18 protein-coding genes are annotated in these 20,134 nt (G+C 64.8%); 5 read left to right on the top strand and 13 right to left on the bottom strand.

Features of this window, described 5'->3' with window-relative positions; genetic code table 11:
• Positions 1-115: 115 nt before the first annotated feature.
• Positions 116-409 (bottom strand): antibiotic biosynthesis monooxygenase, encoded by a 294-nt coding sequence (locus XH98_RS38940; protein WP_045005289.1) that lies wholly within the window; start codon positions 407-409, stop codon positions 116-118.
• A 227-nt stretch (positions 410-636) separates the two neighbouring features.
• On the opposite strand from XH98_RS38940, the gene XH98_RS38935 reads away from it, so the two are divergent.
• The gene (locus XH98_RS38935) at positions 637-1,437 is read left to right on the top strand and encodes a hypothetical protein (protein ID WP_271621750.1); all 801 of its coding nucleotides are present in this window, start codon (positions 637-639) and stop codon (positions 1,435-1,437) included.
• Positions 1,438-1,615: 178 nt separating this feature from the next.
• Positions 1,616-1,984 carry a hypothetical protein gene (locus XH98_RS38930; RefSeq protein WP_271599737.1) on the top strand — a complete coding sequence of 123 codons (369 nt, stop codon included), beginning with the start codon at positions 1,616-1,618 and terminating at the stop codon, positions 1,982-1,984.
• 9 nt (positions 1,985-1,993) lie between these two features.
• On the opposite strand, the gene XH98_RS38925 is transcribed toward XH98_RS38930, so the two are convergent.
• The gene (locus XH98_RS38925; protein WP_271621749.1) at positions 1,994-2,635 is read right to left on the bottom strand and encodes a tetratricopeptide repeat protein; all 642 of its coding nucleotides are present in this window, start codon (positions 2,633-2,635) and stop codon (positions 1,994-1,996) included.
• Positions 2,636-2,892: 257 nt separating this feature from the next.
• Positions 2,893-3,825: a zinc metalloprotease HtpX gene (htpX, locus tag XH98_RS38920; protein ID WP_271599739.1), complete on the bottom strand. Its 933-nt coding sequence runs from the start codon at positions 3,823-3,825 to the stop codon at positions 2,893-2,895.
• 308 nt (positions 3,826-4,133) lie between these two features.
• Here htpX and XH98_RS38915 point away from each other — a divergent pair, with 308 nt between their 5' ends.
• The 3 genes from XH98_RS38915 to XH98_RS38905 all read left to right on the top strand — a co-directional run bounded on the left by XH98_RS38915 (position 4,134) and on the right by XH98_RS38905 (position 7,461).
• Entirely contained in the window at positions 4,134-5,435 is a 1,302-nt protein-coding gene (locus tag XH98_RS38915; protein ID WP_271621748.1) for a lytic murein transglycosylase, read from the top strand.
• A gap of 245 nt (positions 5,436-5,680) precedes the next feature.
• Entirely contained in the window at positions 5,681-6,184 is a 504-nt protein-coding gene (locus XH98_RS38910; protein WP_220003928.1) for a DUF1993 domain-containing protein, read from the top strand.
• Between the two features lie 176 nt (positions 6,185-6,360).
• Positions 6,361-7,461 (top strand): alkene reductase, encoded by a 1,101-nt coding sequence (locus tag XH98_RS38905; protein ID WP_271621747.1) that lies wholly within the window; start codon positions 6,361-6,363, stop codon positions 7,459-7,461.
• 78 nt (positions 7,462-7,539) lie between these two features.
• On the opposite strand, the gene amaB is transcribed toward XH98_RS38905, so the two are convergent.
• The 10 genes from amaB to XH98_RS38855 all read right to left on the bottom strand — a co-directional run bounded on the left by amaB (position 7,540) and on the right by XH98_RS38855 (position 20,128).
• On the bottom strand, positions 7,540-9,105 hold the full coding sequence (gene amaB / locus XH98_RS38900; protein ID WP_271621746.1) for an L-piperidine-6-carboxylate dehydrogenase: 1,566 nt from the start codon (positions 9,103-9,105) through the stop codon (positions 7,540-7,542).
• 29 nt (positions 9,106-9,134) lie between these two features.
• The gene (locus XH98_RS38895) at positions 9,135-10,292 is read right to left on the bottom strand and encodes an alpha-hydroxy acid oxidase (protein ID WP_271621745.1); all 1,158 of its coding nucleotides are present in this window, start codon (positions 10,290-10,292) and stop codon (positions 9,135-9,137) included.
• 7 nt (positions 10,293-10,299) lie between these two features.
• The gene (locus tag XH98_RS38890; RefSeq protein ID WP_057757020.1) at positions 10,300-11,178 is read right to left on the bottom strand and encodes an IclR family transcriptional regulator; all 879 of its coding nucleotides are present in this window, start codon (positions 11,176-11,178) and stop codon (positions 10,300-10,302) included.
• Between the two features lie 12 nt (positions 11,179-11,190).
• The gene (gene dapA / locus XH98_RS38885) at positions 11,191-12,096 is read right to left on the bottom strand and encodes a 4-hydroxy-tetrahydrodipicolinate synthase (RefSeq protein ID WP_271621948.1); all 906 of its coding nucleotides are present in this window, start codon (positions 12,094-12,096) and stop codon (positions 11,191-11,193) included.
• Positions 12,097-12,129: 33 nt separating this feature from the next.
• Positions 12,130-13,887: an ABC transporter permease subunit gene (locus XH98_RS38880; protein WP_271621947.1), complete on the bottom strand. Its 1,758-nt coding sequence runs from the start codon at positions 13,885-13,887 to the stop codon at positions 12,130-12,132.
• 11 nt (positions 13,888-13,898) lie between these two features.
• Entirely contained in the window at positions 13,899-14,987 is a 1,089-nt protein-coding gene (locus XH98_RS38875) for an ABC transporter ATP-binding protein (protein ID WP_271621744.1), read from the bottom strand.
• A gap of 16 nt (positions 14,988-15,003) precedes the next feature.
• Positions 15,004-16,083: an ABC transporter substrate-binding protein gene (locus XH98_RS38870; protein ID WP_271621743.1), complete on the bottom strand. Its 1,080-nt coding sequence runs from the start codon at positions 16,081-16,083 to the stop codon at positions 15,004-15,006.
• A gap of 13 nt (positions 16,084-16,096) precedes the next feature.
• On the bottom strand, positions 16,097-17,563 hold the full coding sequence (locus XH98_RS38865) for an FAD-binding oxidoreductase (RefSeq protein ID WP_271621742.1): 1,467 nt from the start codon (positions 17,561-17,563) through the stop codon (positions 16,097-16,099).
• 361 nt (positions 17,564-17,924) lie between these two features.
• Complete coding sequence (locus XH98_RS38860; RefSeq protein WP_220003936.1) at positions 17,925-19,721, bottom strand: ABC transporter substrate-binding protein; 1,797 nt, start codon at positions 19,719-19,721, stop codon at positions 17,925-17,927.
• 77 nt (positions 19,722-19,798) lie between these two features.
• The gene (locus tag XH98_RS38855) at positions 19,799-20,128 is read right to left on the bottom strand and encodes a DUF2160 domain-containing protein (RefSeq protein WP_057757008.1); all 330 of its coding nucleotides are present in this window, start codon (positions 20,126-20,128) and stop codon (positions 19,799-19,801) included.
• Positions 20,129-20,134: the final 6 nt, after the last annotated feature.

The raw sequence follows: 20,134 nt of genomic DNA, 5'->3' as shown, positions 1-20,134 counted from the left end.
GTCCTGCCCCGCGAACGCCGCGGCCTGTCGACTCTATCGCTGCTGTCACGGAATACTGGATCGCCCGATCAAGCCGGGCGATGACAGCGGAGAGTGTGGCGCGAGCCTCGCGCCCTCACGCCAGCGTATGCACGATCACCGGCCCCGCGGCGGCGCTGGCGTGACCGGCCAGCAGCGAGCCCAGATCCTTCTCGATCCAGGCGATGGCGCGCCTGTTCGCCTCTTCGGCCTGCTCGAACTTGTCGAAGATCGAGATCGCGGTCACCGTGTCGTCGCCGGCATAGACCACGTAATAGGCCCTGAAGCCGTCGACGTCGCTGATGATCGGAACGGCACCGTCCTTGATCCGGCGCGCCAGCTCCTCGGCGCTTCCGCTCTTCGCCTTGGCCTGACGGATGGCGGCATACATGGCATCCTCCCTTCCGGCTACTGATGTGGGGCTTGGGGCCCGTTCGCATGTTACGCCGAAGCGCGCGGCCGATCTACGGCTTGGTTAACCCGGCCCTAACTTGCGCCCGCGATCTGCAACCAGGGATTAAGCACGCCTCAACATCGCTGCCCTAGTCTCGCCCCACTCACTTTTCGCAAACAACGGCAGCCTATCCTGCCGCGTGAAGTGACATCAGGGGGTTCATCATGCGCATTGCGTTGCTGCTGACCGCGACCATTGTCGGCGCGCTCTTTGCCAATCCGTCCAACGCCGGCTCGCTCGACGTCACGTCAGCCGCGCTGCCGCCGGGCTTCCAGAGCTACCGCGGCTACATGTTCGACGTGTCGGAGGCGTCCGATCGCAAGGACCTCGACAAGCTCACCGAGAATCTGAAGCAGCAGATCGACGTCGTCGAGGCCTCCGGCCTGTCGCCGCGCGTGATGCGTTTCTTCCACACCGTTCCGATCATCGCGAGCGAGCTGGCCTGCCTCGACGAAGGCGCCGCGACCGCCTGCTACGGCCGGGTCACGCCGGACATCCAGCGCACCACCCCTCGCACCCTGACGGTGTGGGACCATGACAAGCAGCGCTGGACCAATCCGAATGCCGTCGACCTCGCGGTCGATTCCGGCCTCGGCGTGATCATGATCCGGCCGGACATGATGCGTTACGAGAAGGAGGCCGTGCTGCTGCACGAAATGCTGCACGCCTATCACGCACGGCTCTTGCCGGACGGCTACGCCAACAAGGGCGTGATCAGCTATTACGCCTACGCCAAGTCCAAGGATCTCCTGCCCAAGGAGGCCTATGCGATGAAGAATCACATGGAATTCTTCGCGGTGACCGCGAGCATTTTCCTGGCGGGAAAGAGCGATTACCAGGATCCCAAGACCCGTGAGACGCTCAAGGAGAAGATGCCGGACTATTACAAATATCTGATCGGCGTGTTCGGCTTCGACCCGGACCCGGCAGCGGCCTCGAGCGGACCGGTCGCCTCGCTGAAGTGAGTTCGACCGGGCGCTGCGAGCGCCAACCTGATGCCCAAAAGCCGCGCGACATGCGCGGCTTTTTTCGTTTTGTAAGGCCGGAAGCTGCGGATGACGCACGGGCGGCAATTGCCAAGGCGGGGCCTGATCTGCATAGTCCCGCCGCATCGATTGGACTGTTTCGAAGAGGATAGAAGACATGGCGGACGCCGACCTGGATGTCGTGATCCGGCAACTGGCCAGACAGCTGCAGACGGGCCTGATGTCCCGCGCCAAGGAGCGGCGGGATCGCTTCAGCGGCCTCGCGGCCAAGGCCAAGAGCCAGGAGACCGGCGCCCGCTTCAAGATGATGGCCAAGGCGACCATGGAACAGGCCACCGCCGCCGCGCGGCGCCTGCAGATGTCCGCAGACAACGTCGCCGACAGCTACGCCCGCGCGATGCGGCTCGCCGCCAGCACGCCCGTCGAGGTGAAGTCGGAAAAGCCGGCCAAGGACAAGCCAGCAAAGGACAAGCCCGCGAAGAAGGCCAAGAAGGCGAAGGCGGCAAAAGCCAAGAAGGCGAAGTAGCCGGCGCTTTCACCGTCGCGGTGTCGAGACCTCGGTCGGCTCGGAATTGGTGAGCTCGGCGAGCTTGGCGCGCGCGGCGTCATGGGCCCGGCTGTCCTTGCCGGAAGGTAGCGCAAGAGCGGCTTCGAAATCGGCGCGGGCCTCAATGGCCTGGCCGCGGGCGAGGAATGCGAGGCCACGGTCGATGCGGGCTTGCGCATCGCGGGGGTCGAGACGGACCGCCGTGTTGTAGCTGAGAATGGCGCGATCGAGATCGCCCTTGGCGATGAGCGCAAGGCCGCGCTCGCGATAGGGCGCCGCTGGCTTTGGATCAAGCGCGATCGCCTCGTCATAATCGGTGATCGCAAGCTCCGGCTCGCCGTTCTGCCGGTACGCCCGCGCGCGGTCGCGGTAGAGCGAGGCGCGGTTAGGATTGAGCTGGATAGCCTCATTGAAATCGGCGATCGCCCGGGCGTTGTCGCCGTGGCGGAGCGCGATCCGCCCGCGCCCTTCATAGGCGAAGGCGATCAGAGAGCCGCGCAACGGCGAAAAGCCAATCACGGCCGAGCAGATGTCGGGCTCGTCCTCGTCGCCGCAATTCACGACCGTATGCACGGACAGGCCGATGGCCAAGCCCAGCACGATCAACAATGGCACGGCAACTCTGGTCATCTTTGGCGGTGACCGACAGGCCGGTCACACATCCCCTTTCGAAGGAACACTCTGGGTGAGGTGTTAACACCCCCCGAGAGGGCCCTCTGTGCGCCAGATCACAATGGCAGCATAATGCGTGGCCGGGCCAGGCGGGGTCCTGCCCGCCTGCCGTTCCCTGGGCCAGATCGCGACAGGTGCCGGCAATGCGACGTTGCATCAGAAATTTCCCGCTCGAATTGCAGCGCGATCAGAATACGCCGGCGCTACGCGCAAGCTCATCCCCACGGCCCGCGCGAGGACGAGCGGCCCCAAGGGCCGTGCGGCGGATAGTTCTCGACGGCGCCGACCGAGGGCATCGCATGCGTGCCGAGCTCGGCCGCGAGCTGCCGGAGCGCCGCGATGCGGTTCTGCGTCGAGGGATGGGTGGCGAAAAGATTGTCGACGCCGTGGCCCGAGAGCGGATTGATGATGAACATATGCGCGGTCGCCGGATTGCGCTCGGCATCATAATTCGGCACCTGATGCGCGGCGCTCTCGATCTTGAGCAGCGCCGAGGCGAGCCACATCGGTTGCCCTGCGATCCGCGCGCCGAGATTGTCGGCGGCATATTCGCGGGTGCGGCTGATCGCCATCTGCACCAGCATGGCCCCGAGCGGCGCCAGGATCATCATCAGGATCGAACCGACGATGCCGGGACCGTTGTTGTCGCGATGGCCGCCGAAGAACATGCCGAACTGCGCCAGCATCGAGATCGCGCCCGCGATGGTCGCGGTGATCGTCATCAGCAGCGTGTCGTGGTTCTTGATGTGTGCGAGCTCGTGAGCGATCACGCCGGCAAGCTCCTCGCGGCTCAGCTGGTTCATCAGGCCGACGGTGACGGCCACGGCGGCGTTCTCGGGATTGCGTCCGGTCGCGAACGCATTGGGTTGCGCCTCGTCCATCAGGAACACGCGCGGCATCGGCAAGCCCGCACGGCCCGCCAGCTCGGCGACGAGCCCGACCAGCTCCGGCGCACTATGGCGGTCGACCTCATGGGCGCCGTACATCGAGAGCACCGCACGGTCGGAGTTCCAGTAGGTGAAGAGATTGGTCGCGGCCGCGATCACAAGCGCGATCATGGCGCCTGAGGCGCCGCCGATCAGATAGCCTACGCCCATGAACAGGGCGGTCAGGCCCGCGAGAAGCATCGCTGTACGCAGATAGTTCATGGCTCGTCTCCAGCGCCGGCGATGGCCGCCCAAGGCACTGCGGGCCGGCAGACATCAGGTAGGAACGCCCCCTGCTAAGGCGCAAGGTTTCAGGGTGCGTCGCGGAGCCGCGGCACTGGCTCAACCATGCATTGTCATTCCGGGGCGCCCGAAGGGCGAGCCCGGAATCCCGAGATTCTCAGGGGCGCAATCGCGCCCCGTAGTTCGATGCTGCGCATCGCCCCGGAATGACGAAGGGATGGTTTGCGGGCGATCATTCCATTAAACTTCGTCAAGAATCCAAGCGTCTCCCCCCTTTCGGAAACCTCATGCTCCTGACCCGATTTGCGATCGCGGCCGTTACCCTCGCCGTGTTCTCCCTTCCCGCCTCGGCCCAGCTCGTGCCACCGCCCGCAAAGCCTGCGGCGCCCAGGACGACGGCACCGTCGCCACGCGCCGCCTCGTGCCACAACGGAGCGAGCTTCGATCGCTTCCTCGCCGAGGTGAAACAGCAGGCGGTCGCGGCGGGCGTGTCGCAACGAACGATATCGGAGGCGTCGCCCTACCTCGTCTACGACCAGGGCATCGTCAATCGCGACCGCGGCCAGCGCGTGTTCGGCCAGCTCTTCACCGAATTCGCCGGCCGCATGGCCGCGCCCTATCGCATGCAGAACGGCCAGCAGCACATCAGGCAGCACGCGGCAGCGTTTGCGCGCGCCGAGAAGGAGTACGGCGTGCCGCCGGCGGTGATCGCCGCGTTCTGGGGCCTGGAGAGCGACTTCGGCGCCAATATGGGCAATCTGCCGACGCTGAAATCGCTGGTGTCACTCGCCTATGACTGCCGGCGCTCGGAGATGTTCGTGAACGAGACCATCGCCGCGCTGAAGATCATCGATCGCGGCGACCTCACGCCCGACGAGATGATCGGCTCCTGGGCCGGCGAGCTCGGCCAGACGCAATTCCTGCCGACGCACTACGTCAACTACGCCGTTGACTATGACGGCGACGGACGGCGCGACCTCTTGCGCAGCGAGGCCGACGTGATCGGCTCGACCGCGAACTATATCGCCAACGGCTTGAAGTGGCGGCGCGGCGAGCCGTGGCTGGAAGAGATCAAGGTGCCGCAGAACCTGCCGTGGGATCAGACCGATCTCAGCGTGCAGCTGCCGCGCTCGAAATGGGCGCAGTTCGGCGTCACCTATCCCGACGGAAGGCCGCTGCCGAACGACAATCTTCCGGCCTCCGTGCTGCTGCCGATGGGACGCTTTGGGCCGGCCTTCATGGCCTACGCGAATTTCGCGGCCTATACCGAGTGGAATAACTCGCTGATCTATTCGACCACCGCCGGCTATCTCGCCTCGCGCATCGCGGGCGCAGCGGCGATGCGCAAGCCGGCGACGCCGGTCGCACAATTGCCGTTCAACGAGCTCAAGCAATTGCAGCAGCTGCTGGTCCAGGCCGGTTTCAATGTCGGCAAGATCGACGGCGTTCTCGGCCAGCAGAGCCGCGCAGCCGTCAAGGCGATGCAGATCAAATACGGCCTGCCCGCCGATTCCTGGCCGACCGCGGAGCTGCTGGCCCGCATGCGCGGCGGCACGGCACAGGCGCAGCCGATGGGGGTGATGCGGTAGCGACCCCATGCGCTGTCATGCCCCGGCTTGACCGGGGCATCCAGTACGCCGCGGCTTCTCGATTCAATCACAGCCGTCTCGGCGTACTGGATCGCCCGGTCAAGCCGGGCGATGAGAGCGGAGGGTGACACGGTAGAATTTTCGCACTGCACAAGCCACTTTCCCGATTGTATTATTCCATGAGGCTCCCATGTGAGTGGCTCAGGTTTTCCGCCTGAGATTCCCACCCTTAAAGCGAGCATCACATGTCCTTCTATGACGCCGTCGTTCCCGCCTATTTGCAAATGCTGAACAGCTTGATCGGCCTGCTCACCAAGGCCGAGGCACATTGCGCGGCCAAGAAGATCGACCCGAGCGTCATGCTCGGCTCGCGCCTCTTCCCGGACATGCTGCCGCTGTCAAAGCAGATCCAGCTCGCCAGCGATTTCGCCGCCAAGGGCTGCGCCCGGCTGACCCACAGCGAACTGCCCTCGATGCCCGACACGGAAAAGACGTTCGAGGAGCTGAAGCAGCGGCTCGCGAAGACGATCGACTATGTGAAATCGTTCAAGCCGGAGCAGTTCGAAGGCGCCGAGGCCAAGGACGTGACCTTCCCGGCGGGCCCGGACCGGACCATGACGCTCAAGGGCCAGCAGTTCTTCAGCGCCGTCTCGCTGCCGAACTTCTATTTCCACGCCACGACGGCTCACGGCATCATGCGCCACAATGGCGTCGAGATCGGCAAACGCGATTTCCTCGGCGCCAACTGATTGCTGGATCGACGACCGCGTAGCGGAATTCCGCTGTCGTGGCCGAAATTGCACACGAAATATGCTGCGCGGAGCCTGCCGCGCAGCTCGCCTGCACTTTCCGTATGGCTCGTCTCTTGCGCCCGATGTCGCAATGCACAAGTGTTCCAGACCCCTTAACCTCTGGAATCATCTCAATGAGCCGCTCGACCAAATTGTTTGAGACCTACAAGCTCGGCCCGATCACGCTGGCCAACCGCCTCGTGATGGCGCCGCTGACGCGCAACCGCGCCGCGCCCGGCAGCTTCGTCCCTTCCCCGCTCGCCGCCGAGTATTACGGCCAACGCGCTTCCGCAGGCCTGCTGATCACCGAAGCGAGCCAGGTGTCGCAACAGGGCCAGGGCTATCAGGACACCCCCGGCATCTACAGCAAGGACCAGGTCGCCGGCTGGCGCAAGGTCACCGACAAGGTGCATGAGCGCGGCGGCAAGATCTTCATCCAGCTCTGGCATGTCGGCCGCATCTCGCATGTCGATCTCCAGGCCGGTGGCGTAGCGCCGGTGGCGCCGAGCGCGATCCGCGCCAAGGGCAAGACCTTCGTGAACGGCACCTTCGCCGACGTCTCCCAGCCCCGCGCGCTCGAACTCTCCGAAATTCCAGGCATTATCGACGATTTCAAGCGCGCTGCGAAGAACGCGCTGGAGGCCGGTTTCGACGGCGTCGAGATTCACGGCGCCAACGGCTATCTGCTCGAACAGTTCGCCAAGGACGGCGCCAACAAGCGTACCGATGCCTATGGCGGCTCAATCGAGAACCGTGCCAGGCTGATGCTTGAGATCTCCAAGGCCGTCGCGACCGAGGCCGGCGCCGACCGCACCGGCATCCGCATCTCGCCGGTGACGCCCGCCAACGACATCTCGGATTCCAACCCGCAGGCGCTGTATGACCATATCGTCGACGGCCTCAGCGCCTTGAAGCTCGTCTATCTCCACGTCGTGGAAGGTGCCACCGGCGGTCCGCGCGACGTCGCCCCGTTCGACTATGCGAGCATCCGCAAGCGGTTTGGCGGCGCCTACATCGCCAACAACGGCTACGATTTCGAACTCGCCACCAAGGTCCTGGACGCCAACGCGGCCGATCTCATCGCCTTTGGCAAGCCCTTCATCTCCAACCCCGACCTGGTCGAGCGGCTGAAGCAGGGCGCGGCGCTGAACGATTGGGACAAGAACACCTTCTATGGCGGCGGCGCCAAGGGCTACACGGACTACCCGACGCTGGCGGCTGAGCCGGCAGAGTAGGTTCCCACGCCAACGCTGTCATGCCCCGCCTGGTGCGCAATTGCGCACGGGGACGGGGCATGACAGTACGCCGCGTCCTCACACCACGTCGAACTTGACGCCTTGAGCCAGCGGGAGCGTGCGGCCGTAATTGACGGTGTTGGTCGCCCGCCGCATATAGGTTTTCCACGCGTCGGATCCTGACTCGCGTCCGCCGCCGGTCTCCTTCTCGCCGCCGAAGGCGCCTCCGATCTCCGCGCCGGATGGGCCGATATTGACGTTGGCAATGCCGCAGTCAGAGCCACGCGCCGACAAGAATGTTTCCGCTTCGCGCAGATCATTGGTGAAGATGGACGACGACAGCCCCTGCGGAACGGCATTGTGCAACTCGAGCACGGCATCGAAATCGCGATATTTCATCACGTAGAGGATCGGCGCAAAGGTCTCGTGCTTCACCGGTCCGGTCTGCGTCGCGATCTCGACCAGCGCCGGGCGGACATAGTAAGCGTCGGCAGCCCCTTCGATGGCGATGCGCTCGCCACCTTGGACTTGACCTCCGGCAGCGCTCGCAGCCTCGAGCGCACTCTGCATCGCGCGATAGGCCGCGCCGTCGATCAGCGGACCAACCAGGTTACCGCCTTGCAGCGGAGAGCCGACGGTGACGGACGCATAGGCCTGCTTCAGTCGCGGCACAAAGCTGTCATAGATGCTCTCGTGGACGAACAGGCGGCGCAACGTCGTGCAGCGCTGTCCCGCCGTTCCCATCGCGGCAAAGGCAACGCCGCGCAGGGTGAGATCGAGGTCGGCCGTCGGCGCGACGATCGCGGCGTTGTTGCCGCCGAGTTCGAGCAGCGCCCGGGCGAACCGGCTGGCGAGCCGCGGACCGACCGCGCGTCCCATCGCCGTGGACCCGGTTGCCGAGACCAGAGGCACCTTCGCATGGTCGACGAGCACCTCGCCGATCTCGCGGCCGCCGAACAGCACTGCCGCAAGCCCCTGCGGCGCATCCCCGCCAGCTTCGTTGAAGCATTTGACCGCACGCCCAAACAGGGCGTGTGTCGCAAGCGCGGTGAGCGGTGTTTTCTCGGACGGCTTCCAGACGAGGCTGTTGCCGCACACCAGCGCCAGGGCTGCGTTCCAGGCCCACACGGCGACCGGAAAATTGAACGCAGAGATGATGCCAGTGACGCCAAGCGGATGCCAGCTTTCCATCATGCGATGCTCGCCACGCTCGGTTGCGATCGTCAGGCCGTAGAGCTGCCGCGACAGGCCGACCGCGAAATCGCAGATGTCGATCATTTCCTGAACCTCGCCAAGACCCTCGGAGACGATCTTGCCGACCTCGATCGACACCAGCCGGCCCAAAGCCTCCTTGCTGGCGCGGAGCTCCTCGCCGAACAGCCGCACGAGCTCCCCTCGCTTGGGTGGCGGCACCAGCCGCCAGCCGAGATACGCCGCGTGCGCCTGCTCGATCGCACCGGCAGCTTCGGCTGCGCCGATCTCCGCGACGCGGCCGATGATCCCGCCAGTGATCGGCGTACGAACGAGGATGCTGCCCTCCGTATGGTCGGAGCGCTTGACGCCGAGTTCGGCGAGAAGCCGGTCGACTTCGCCGGCAAGATCGGCATTGGCGGTATGCGTCTGCGGTGCTGATTTGACGGACATGGCGGCCTTCCAAAATGTTGGAGTTGATCTTAGTTCGGTTGCTCGCTGGTGCGCCCGTTCCGCAAGGCGGGAACGCAATGCGCTCCCAGGAACGCCATCGCGGTCTCCATCTCGCGCAGGACCATGCGCAGGACGGCTTCGGCGCCTTGCTCCCCCCCGGCCGCAAGTCCCCACAGCGGCAAGCGACCGAGAAGCACGGCTTCCGCGCCGAGCGCAAGATATTTGAGGACGTCGGTGCCGCGCCGGACGCCGCTGTCGGCCAGAATCGTCAGACGTCCCTTCACGGCAGCCACGATCGCCGGAATGCAGTCCGCGGGAGGCGGCAGACAGTCGAGATTGCGCCCGCCATGAACCGAGACCACGATGGCGTCGGCACCGATCTCGACCGCCTTTTCGGCATCCCCCACCGCGAGCAAGCCCTTGATGGTGAGCTTACCCGGCCAGATCTCGCGCAGCCAGCGCATGTCGTCCCAGCTCAGATGCGGTTCGATCCGGACCGACTCGGCGATGTCAGCGCGGGTGATGGCGGTGCGAAATGCATCCGGATAGTGGCCGTAGGTCGGCACACCCTGGCCCATGAGATAGCGCGCGAGAACCCCGAACAGCCAACCGGGATGCAGTGCCACGTCGATCATGCTGCGCAGCCGCGGCTTGAAGGGAATGCCGAAACCGTTGCGTTCATTATACTCCCGGTTCGGCGAGACCGGCGTATCGACGGTGACGAGCAGGTTGTCGCAGCCACACGCGCTCGCACGCTCCAGGAGCCGCGCGGTCAGGGCGCGATCGCGCCAGACATAAAGCTGGAACCAGAGCAGGGCATCCGGCGCGCCGCGCCGGATCGCCTCGACTGATGTCACCGATTGCGTCGAGATGCAGACGGGAATGCCGATGCGCGAGGCCGCGCGGGCAAGCTTGGTCTCCCCGTCATGCGAAACAAGACCGGCGAGCGCCGTCGGCGCGACAATGAGGGGCGCAGCGATCCTCCGGCCGAACAACACCGTGTCGAGATCGCACCTGTCGCGCCCCGTCAGGACCGCGGGCAGCAAGGTAATGGCGTCGAGCGAGTCACGCAGGCGCGCCAGCGCGGTTTCGTCCTCGGAGCCGCGATCGATATATTCGAACAGCCCGCGCGGGAGGAATTGTCGCGCGCGGCTGCGATAGTCGCTGGCATTGAGGAGCATCGGCATCGGCGTTTCAGGCCGCGTAGCGTTTGAACTTGGACTTGGAGATCGAGGTTGCGGCGACGTGAACGTGCTGCACGAGCTCGGCCTCGACACGCTCCGTGGTCCAGCGCGTCGTGGGCACGGAGATGTTGACCGCAGCGATAGGCCGCCCGTGCTCGTCGATGATCGGCGCCGCAACGGAAATATCGCCCATGACGCTTTGGTTGATCTGGATCGAATAGCCGCGTTTGGCGGCCAGGTGCACCTGCTCTGCGAGCTTGACAGGATCCGTAATCGTGTAAGGCGTGAGCGGCTCAAGCCGCGTACGCTTCAGGAGGTCCTGTTGCTCTGCTTCAGGAAGGGCCGCCAGGATGGCTATGCCGGAAGCCGTGAAGTAGGCCGGAAGTCGGCTTCCGATCACGAAATCGATATGGATCAGGTGCTGCCCGGGAAAGCGCGCCACGAACACGACCTCGTGGCCGTCGAGCTCATGCAGGTTGCAGGTCTCGCCAAGATTGCGGCTCATGTCGAGCAGATAGGGCGAGGCCTTGTCGACGAGTTCGTTGGCCTTGAGATAGCTATGGGAGAACTGCAGGACCTTCGAGGTGAGGCCATAGTTCCGCGTGCCCTCGATGCGCTTGAGATAGCCGAGGGTCTCAAGCGTGTAGACCAGGCGCTGGGTGGCGCTGCGGTCGAGATCGGCGGCGCGCGCGATGTCAGCAAGTGTCATGTAACGCTGCGGCCCGTCGAAGGCATGCAGGACCTGGAACGCCTTTTCGGTCGAGCCGACGAACAAGGACGAGCGCGGCTCGTCGGCCTTGTCCGTCGCCTTCACGCTGGTTTTCCCGCTCGCCTTGACGGCCTTTGCCTTGACAGGCCGGCCGCCGCTCGCGCGGCTGCTACGCGCCATGCTGCCACCCTCTCATGCGATACCCTCCGAGATCGCCAGCTGCCGGCCGAGCTCGGCGCGCAAGGAGGCGACCAGCGCCGGCGCCGGCTGCACCAGCGGCGCCAGCATGCGCGGCGCCTCGACGCCGACCATGTCCATCACCGCCTTCATCGGTCCCGGATTGGTCTCGGCGAACGCCATGTTCATCAGCGGGATCAGGCGGCGATGCAGGCTCAACGCCTCCGCCGTCTTGCCCGCCGTCGCCGTCTCGAAGATCCGGCGCCAGGCGCGCGGCAACAGGCACGCGGTGACGATGATGCCGCCCTTCGCGCCGGCTGCGAGATGCAACGGAAACAGGCTGTCCTCGCCGCTCAGCACCGCAAAGCTCTCGTCGACGCCGGCCACGACCTGGAGGAAATGGTACATGTCGAGATTGCAGGCCTTCATGCCGATGATGTTGGGATGCCTGGAGAGCTCATGCAGGATCTTGGGCTCGATCGCGATCCGGGTGCGATAGGGAATCTCGTAGATCAGGATAGGCACCGGCGAGGCATCGGCATAGCGCAGGAAATAGTCGCGAACGCCCGCCTGAGTCGGATTGGTATAATATGGCGTGAGAACCAGCAGGCCGTCCACGCCCTCGGCTGCGAATTCGCGGCCGGCCTGCAAGGCATCGTGGAAGCCGGTGTCGAGCACGCCGGCGATGACCGGGCCCTTGCCCGCCATCGCCTTCACCGACAGGCCAGCCATCTTGATCCGCTCGGATCTAGCCAGCGCGCCATATTCGCCCGTGCCGCCGAGCGGCACCACGCCGTCGATGCCCTGCTTGTTGAGCCAGGTGAACATGGAAGAGACCGCGCCGGCATCGATGGTGTCGTCGACCTTGACCGGGGTCGGAATGGCCGGGAACAGGCCGCGGAGACTGATGGCAGTGAGCATCACTTTAGAACCTCTGGTTGGACGGCGGCGCTTCTATCTCGCGGCGGCACGCCGGCGCAGCCGTTCGGCGACGAAGATGAGAAGCCCCATGAAAACGAACAGACAGGTCGAGACGGCGGCGATCACAGGCGAGACCTGAAGCGTCACCTCGTCCCAGAACTGTTTGGGCAGCGTCGCATTGAGGCCGCCGGTGGCAAACAGCGCGATGGTGAGCTCGTCGAACGAGGTCGCAAACGCAAACAGGAAGGACGACATCATGCCTGCAGCGAGGATCGGGAAGGTGACGTAGCGCAGCGTCGCAAGCGGACGCGCCCCGAGGCTCTGCGCGGCCTGATCGAGCCGCGTGTCGTAATTGCGCAGCACCGCCATCATGGTGATGACCACGTAGGGCACCGCGACGACGGTGTGGCCGAGAACGAGACCGACGGCGCTGCCGACGAGGCCGATGCGCGCGAACACGTAGAACAGGCCGACCGCGATGATCATCCGTGGCACCACGATCGGCGACAGGATGAAGGCGAGCCACGCCGCCTTGCCGCTGATGTCGCTGCGCACCAGCAGGAACGCGGCTGGCGTGCCGATCAGCATGGCGAGCAGCCCGGTGCCGATGCCGACCAGCAGCGAGCGCAGCATGGCCTGGGTCCAGACCGGCGAGCTCAATACCGTCTCGTACCAATGCAGGGTAAAGCCCTGTGGGGGCCAATTGAGGCCGCCATTGCCGAACGATAGCGGGATCATCAGGATCGTCGGCGCGCTGATGATGAGCAGCATGGTCCAGACGAAGGCCTGCAAGCCCATGCCGGCCTGATCGGGATTGCGGTCGCGGCGGCGCGACGACAGCAGCAGAATGATGCGGTCGGAGATCGCACCGAGCAGCGTGAGCAGCGCATCGCCTGCCCGCACGATCGGACCCGACAGGCGCGACGGCTTGGCATTGCGCGGCGCCGATGCGCCGGTCATGGTCGACAGGCCGAGCAGCCGGTCATAGGCGGCAAAGACGATGAGGACGACGACCAGCAGCAGCACCGAGATCGCACCGGCAAAGCCCCAGTTCATGGTCTGCTGCACCTGGTCGATGATGAGCTGCGTGATCATGGTCTCGCGGCGCCCGCCGAGCAGCGCAGGCACGATGAAGAAGCCGATCGCGGTGACGAACACCATGATCCCGGCAGCGGCAACGCCGGGCAGCGACAGCGGAAAATAGATCTTCCAGAACGCCATGCCCGGACGCGCCCCGAGCGTGGCGGCGGCGCGCGGCAAATTGCGGTCGATGTTCTCCATCACCGAGAGCATGGTCAGCACCGCGAGCGGCAGCAGCGCGTTGACCATGCCGACCAGGACGCTGCCGAAATTGTAGAGCAGGCTCGCGGGACTCGAGATGATGCCGAGCGAGAGCAGGAGCTTGTTGATGACGCCGTTGCGTCCGAGCAGCACGATCCAGGCGAAGGCGCGAACCAGAAAGCTGGTCCAGAACGACAGCAGCACCCAGAACAGCAGCGTCGCCTTGCGCTCCTTGCCGACGACCGAGATCAGATAGGCGATCGGATAGCCGGTGACGACGCAGACCAGCGTCGTCACCAGCGAGATCTTCAGGGTGATCAGGAGAACGTCGAGATAGACCGACGAAGCAAACAGCTGGCGATATTGTGCGAGCGTGAAGCCATTGTCGCCATGGACGCTGAGCAGCAGCAGCTGGCCGACGGGATAGACCAGGAAAAGCACGAGCAGCAGCACCAGCGGCGCGCCCATCGCGGCCCGCGTCCAGGCCAGCCTCTGCGATATCGCGCGCATGGTGGCCAAGCTCAGATCCCCTTCCCCTCATGGATCGCGACGGCATCCGCCGCACGCCATCCGAGTGACAGGCGTTGGCCGATCTCGTAAGGCGGAGAGCCGCTGCGGGTCGGATGCGCGGCCACGAGCTGCGGCAGGCCCGCAGCCTCCGGCGCGATGTAGAGCCGCGTCAGACTGCCGCTGATCATCACGTCGGTGAGACGTCCGGACAGCTGGCCGCCCTCGCCGACCACGAGGTTCTGCGGGCGCACCATGACCTTGATGGGTTCGCCGGCGACGAAACGCGAGCCATTGCCGACCGCGCGCGAGGCCGCAAGCTGCTCGGCGAGGACGATGTCGAGCCCTTCGCCGTCGACGCCACGCACGGTGGCGCTGAGCAGGTTGGACTCGCCGAGGAAGTCGGCGACGAACAGCGAGCGCGGCCGGAAGTAAAGATCCTGCGGCGTGCCAAGCTGCTCGATCGCACCCGCATTCATCAGGCAGATGCGATCCGACATGGTCATCGCCTCTTCCTGGTCGTGGGTGACATAGACGATCGTGGTGCCGAGCTCGCGATGGATGCGCTTGATCTCGAGCTGCATCTGGTCGCGCAGCTTCTTGTCGAGCGCCCCGAGCGGCTCGTCCATCAGGATGATCGCAGGGCGATAGACGATGCAGCGCGCCAGCGCGATACGCTGCTGCTGGCCGCCGGACAATTCGCGCGGATAGCGCTTTGCGACGTGCGGCAGGCGTACCGTCTCCAGCGCCTCGCCAGCGCGCCGGCGGGCTTCCGCATCCGACATTTTTCGCATCTTCAGCGGAAACGCGATGTTGTCCTCGATCGTCATGTGAGGAAACAGAGCGTAGTTCTGAAACACGACGCCGATGTCGCGGTCATAGGCCGGGCTATGCGTGACGTCGGCATCGTCGATCAGGATCTGTCCCTCGTCGGGCTGGGCGAGCCCGGCGATCAGGCTGAGCAGCGTGGTCTTGCCTGATCCCGACGGGCCGAGCAGGGTGAGAAATTCACCCTTCGCGACGTCGAGGCTGGTCGGCGCCAGGGCCACGAAATCGCCGTAGCGCTTGCAGAGCTCGCGAATGCACAGGCTCGACGAGATCATGGGTCGCTTCCGATCCTCAAGCCAGTATCCAGCTGTTGAAGCGCTCGATGACGGCGGCCTGGTTGTCGAGCCAGTACTTGGCGTTGATCTTCAGCCCGGCCTTGATGTTGTCAGGGTAGGTCGGGCAGTTCTTCGCGACCTCGGGCTTGACGTAATTGAAGGCCTCCGGCTGCGTGAGACCGGCCGGGAAATATTCGACCAGCGCCGCCTGCCGCTTCGGATCGGAGGCGAACTTGATGAACTCGCGGCAGGCATCGGCATTGGGCGTGCCTGACAGGATCGACCAATTGTCGCCGCCCCAGATGCCCTGATTCCAGACGATCTCGACCGGCGCGCCGGCTGCTTGCGCGGCCTGGGGACGCGACACCCAAGTCGGCAGCAGATCGATCTCGCCCGAGGTCAGCATCTGCTCGACCTGCGCGCCGCTGGTCCACCACACCGCGACCTGCGACTTGATCTTGTCGAGCGAGGCAAAAGCCTTGTCGAGATCGCAGGGGTAGACCTGCGCAGTGGGCACGCCCGCCCCCATCAGCGCCTGCTCGATCGTGTCGAACGGATGCTTGCGCACGGCGCGGCGTCCCGGAAACTCCGCCACGTTCCAGAAATCAGCCCAGGACTGCGGCGCCTTGCGGCCCTTGAAGGCGTCCGTGCGGTAGGCCAGCACGGTGGTGTAGACGTTGGTGGCGACACCGTAGGGGGAAGCAAATTCAGCCGGGATCGACTTGATGACCGGCTCGGATTCGAGACCGTGCTTCTCCAGATATTGCTTGCCGCCGCTGGTCAGGATCTCGATCGCAGGCCAGGAGATCTTGGCCATGTCCCAGGTGTAGTTCTTGGTATCGACCATGGTCTTGATCTGCGCGACCGGCTCGGCATTGGCCTGCACGCCGACGACCTCGATGCCGGTCGCTTCGGTGAACGGACGGTAGAACACCGCACCGTAGGCCTTGGTGTAGATGCCGCCATCGTCGCGCACGACGATGCGCTTGCCGGCGGCGCGCGACGGCGACCAGACGGACGGTGCGGCCAGCGCGATGGCTCCGGCGCCAAGCAGCAGACGACGGCGGGAAGTAATGAGCTTCGATGCGTTTGTCATGTCAGTCCCCTCTCTACGATGTTGCATTGGTCGGCGAAGTTGCGGTCACCTCAGTCGTCGACGACGGCGGCAGAACGCGGCCGGGATTGAACAGGCCCGATGGGTCGAACGCCTGTTTCACGGCGCGCATAAGAGCGAGCTCGACCGGCGGCTTGTAGCGGATCATCTCGCCGGTCAGCGTGCGCCCGACGCCATGCTCGGCGCTGAAGGTGCCACGCAAGGAACTGGCGACATCGTTCATGGCGCGCCGGATCCGCTGCGCAGTCTCGTCGCGGTTCGGCAGCGCGTCCCATTCGGCAAAGCTGAAGAAGGGGATGAGATGGATGTTGCCGTCGCCCATATGGCCGACGATGATGAACGGCAGACCCGGCACGATCGCGCGCACGGCCGCCATGGCCTGGTCGATGAAATCAGGCACGGTCGAGACCGGCACCGCGGTATCCGAGGTCAGGCCGACGCCCGCTTTCTTGTTGGCTTCCGACACGCTGTGACGCACCAGCCACATCGCCTTGCGCTGGGCCTCGCTGGTGGCGACCACGCCGTCGCGGACGAGCCCGGTCTCGAGCGCCTGCTCGAGTACCGTCTGCATCGTCGCCGCGAGCGCGGCTGCATCGCCGGTGTCGGAGAGTTCGACAAGGACATGCCAGGCGTCGATCTCCGCGACCGGGCAGCGCCGGCCCGGCACCTGCTCGAGCACGAGTTCAATCTGCTTCGCATTCATCAGCTCGAAAGCGGAAAGCCGCGAACTGCACGACGCCTGGAACAGGCCGAGCACCTTGAGCGCGGCCTGCGGACTGTCGACCGCGAGCCAGGCGACGGACTCCGCCGTCGGCAGCGGATGCAGCTTCAGCACCGCGCCGGTGATGATGCCGAGCGTGCCTTCAGAGCCGATAAAGAGATGCTTGAGATCGTAGCCGGTATTGTTCTTGCGCAGCGCGTAAAGGCCGTCCCAGACCGAACCATCCGGCAGGACGACTTCCAGCCCGAGCACGTTGTCGCGCGTGTTGCCGTAGCGGAGCACGCCGGTGCCGCCGGCATTGGTGCCGATATTGCCGCCGATCTGGCAGGAGCCTTCGGCGCCGAGGCTGACGGGATAAAGCCGACCAGCGGACGCGGCGACCTCCTGAACAGTCGCCAGCACGCAGCCGGCATCGACCACCATGGTGTTGTTGACGGGATCCAGCGAGCGGATCCGGCGCATGCGCGTCAGCGCGACGATGACCGGTGGCTTGCCCTGCCCTGACGGCGTCGCGCCTCCGCACAGGCTGGTGTTGCCGCCCTGCGGCAGCACCGGCGTATCATGGGCGACGCAGAGACGGACGATGGCGGCGACCTGTTCCGTGGTCGACGGCAGCACCGCGCAGAGCGCCGGCGCGTGAAACCGGCCGCGCCAATCCTCGGTGACAGCAGCGAGATCCTCCTCGCGCGTCAGCACGGCCGTGTCGCCCAGCAACTGCCTGAACGCCTCGATCAATGGCATCTACCGACCTCCGGGACGGGCCGATGCCGGCCCAAGCGGCGTCTGCGCTTGTAATCGCAATACGATTACTTCAATCGCATTATGCTGATCATGAATTCGATGTGACGGGGAGTCAAGCGGGGGTGCGCGGCCTTTGCCCGGTGTCGTCCTGGCCTTCGCCAGGACGACACCGAGGTGTGGCGGGCGCCTTCCTCAACAAGCGCGTCATTGCGAGCGCAGCGAAGCAATCCAGAGTCCCCCCGCCGAGAGTCCTGGATTGCTCCGCTGCGCTCGCAATGACGGTGTGGAAGCACCGGAGGGTGCACCAAAACAAAAAGGCCGGGATTGCTCCCGGCCTTTCGTCGTCGTTGTCAGACGTTGCTTACTGCAGCGAGGCGCGCTTGGGCGGGCTGGCCGGCCACGACTTGATCAGCGTGTCGTAGTCAACCGTCTCGCCCTTCGGCTTCTCGTTGGCGAGCTTGCGCTGCGGCGCGATGGTGCCGTCCTTCTCGGCCTTGGCGAACCAGTACTCGGCCGACTCCTTCTTGTTCAGCTTCGGACCGCATTTGCCCTGGACGCCCGACTTCTCCAGACGCTCCATCACGGAGTCCTGGGCAGCGGCCAGCGCATCCATCGCGGCTTGCGGCGTCTTCGAACCCGACGACGCATCGCCGATGTTCTGCCACCACAGCTGCGCGAGCTTCGGATAGTCAGGCACGTTGTTGCCGGTCGGGGTCCACTGCACGCGCGCGGGCGAGCGGTAGAACTCGATCAGGCCGCCGAGCTTCGGCGCACGCTCCGTGAACGACTTGTCCCAGATGTCGGATTCACGGATGAAGGTGAGACCGACATGGCTCTTCTTCAGCGACACCGTCTTGGAGATGATGAACTGGAGATAGAGCCAGGCTGCCTTGCGGCGATCCGCCGGGGTCGACTTCAACAGCGTCACGGAGCCGGCGTCCTGGTAGCCGAGCTTCATGCCTTCCTTCCAGTAGGCGCCATGCGGCGACGGAGCCATACGCCACTTCGGCGTACCGTCCGCGTTCATCACGGCGATGCCCGGCTTCACCATGTCGGCGGTGAAGGCGGTGTACCAGAACATCTGCTGGGCGATGTTGCCCTGAGCCGGCACGGGGCCTGCTTCAGAGAAGGTCATGCCCTGCGCCTGCGGCGGCGCGTACTTCTTCAGCCACTCGAGGTACTTGGTGATCGAGTAGACTGCCGCAGGACCGTTGGTGTCGCCACCACGTTCGACTGACGAGCCGACCGGGCGGCAGCCTTCCATGCGGATGCCCCACTCGTCGACCGGCAGGCCGTTCGGGATGCCCTTGTCACCGTTGCCGGCCATCGAGAGCCAGGCGTCGGTGAAACGCCATCCGAGCGACGGGTCCTTCTTGCCATAGTCCATATGGCCATAGACCTTGACGCCGTTGATCTCCTTGATGTCGTTGGTGAAGAACTCGGCGATGTCTTCATACGCCGACCAGTTCACGGGCACGCCGAGATCGTAGCCATACTTGGCCTTGAACTTGGCCTTGTAGTCCGGGTTGGTGAACCAGTCGTAGCGGAACCAGTAGAGGTTCGCGAACTGCTGGTCGGGAAGCTGATAGAGCTTGCCGTCCGGCGCGGTCGTGAACGACTTGCCGATGAAGTCGTTGACGTCGAGCATCGGATCCGTGACGTCCTTGCCCTCGCCGGTCATGTAGTCCGACAGAACGATGGTCTGGCCGTAGCGGAAGTGCGTGCCGATCAGGTCACTATCGTTGATCCAGCCGTCGTACACGTTCTTGCCGGACTGCATCTGGGTCTGCAGCTTCTCGACGACGTCACCTTCCTGGATGATGTCGTGCTTGAGCTTGATGCCAGTGAGCTCGGTGAACGCCTTGGCCAGCGTCTGCGACTCGTATTCGTGGGTCGTGATGGTTTCGGAGACGACGTTGATCTCCATGCCCTTGAAGGGCTCGGCCGCCTTGGCGAACCATTCCAGCTCCTTCTTCTGGTCGTCCTTCGACAGGGTCGAGGGCTGGAATTCCGCGATCCACTTCTGGATCGTGGCGTCGTCCGCGGCGCGGACCGGCGCCGAGGCAGCGAACGCGGTGGCGAGAATGGCCGCGGCGCTCGATACGGTCAGAAAGCTGATTTTGGTCAATGGACCTTTCCTTCTCCTAAACTGTCGCATGTTGTTCCTCCGTTGCAGCGACAAACTTTTATACAGGCCCGGGTTGCCTCCCGGATCTGGCCGTCCCTTCGCAAGCTTCAGACCGTGCGAAAAATGAGCACGGCCGTGACCAGCGAAATTCCACTTGCGAGCCACAGGCTCGAAATCTCGATGCTCTCTTCACCGATCGGCACCGAGGCGATCGGGTCGGTGCCGACGAGGCCGATCCACACCAGGTGAATGACGGCCGCGAGAATCAGCGAGATGAACAGGCGATCACCGCGCGTGGTCGGAATGCTGAGCACGCCGACACGCTCGGCCTCGGGATAAGCAGCCGCGAGCCACGTCATCACCGCGAGCGTGCAGGCGAGCGCGACGAAGAAGATCGCCGTCGGCAGCGTCCAAGCCATCCACGCAATGGATTCCATGATTGC

This window comes from Bradyrhizobium sp. CCBAU 51745 (genome assembly GCF_028128715.1).
Taxonomy (GTDB): domain Bacteria; phylum Pseudomonadota; class Alphaproteobacteria; order Rhizobiales; family Xanthobacteraceae; genus Bradyrhizobium; species Bradyrhizobium manausense.
This window is presented reverse-complemented; position numbering and strand designations above follow the sequence as displayed.